The following is a 576-nucleotide window of genomic DNA, read 5'->3' on the forward strand; positions in this document are numbered from 1 at the left end:
CCGGCCACCAGCGACAGCGCCACGCCGGCGGCCCGGCCGCGCAGGGCCGCCGGGTCCACCACGGTGTCGAAAGCGGCAGCGAAACGTTCCAGCGCCGCCGGGACATGCACGTACCCCGGGTGCACGGCGGGCAGCACGGCCAGGTGCCCGAGGAAACAGGCCAGGTCGTCCACCAGATGGCCCGGCCCCAGCGAGTCCACGTCCATGAGTCCGGTAATCTTCCCGCCGTCCACCAGCAGGTTCGCCTCGTAAAAGTCGCCGTGCGTCGGGACCAGCGGGCCGGCGTCGGTGGCCGCCAGCAGCTGTTCCACCCGATCGGCCAGGTTAAACACCCGGTCCTGCTCGTCGGGGAGCACGGCCGCCGCTGCCTTGGCGTAGTCGGCTGCGCGGTCGGCCCAGGCCGGGCGACGCGAGAGTTCCAGCACACCGGCCGGGAGCTCATCCAGCAGCGCCAGGAGGGTTTCGGGCGCCAGGCTGGCGGCGCCGTCGTCCATCAAAGCCTGGGCCAGCGGCACCCCCTTCGCCTCCGTGAGCACCACCACGCCGTCGGCCGGTCCGGCGGAGGCAATCGGGGCC

At 73.3% G+C, this 576-nt stretch carries 1 protein-coding gene; it reads right to left on the minus strand.

What is annotated here, in order from left to right:
• The coding region (locus AC5RUJ_RS18025; protein WP_494156489.1) for a phosphotransferase at positions 1 to 576 on the minus strand (576 nt) is incomplete at both ends.

The organism is Arthrobacter sp. Y3223164 (assembly GCF_059091005.1).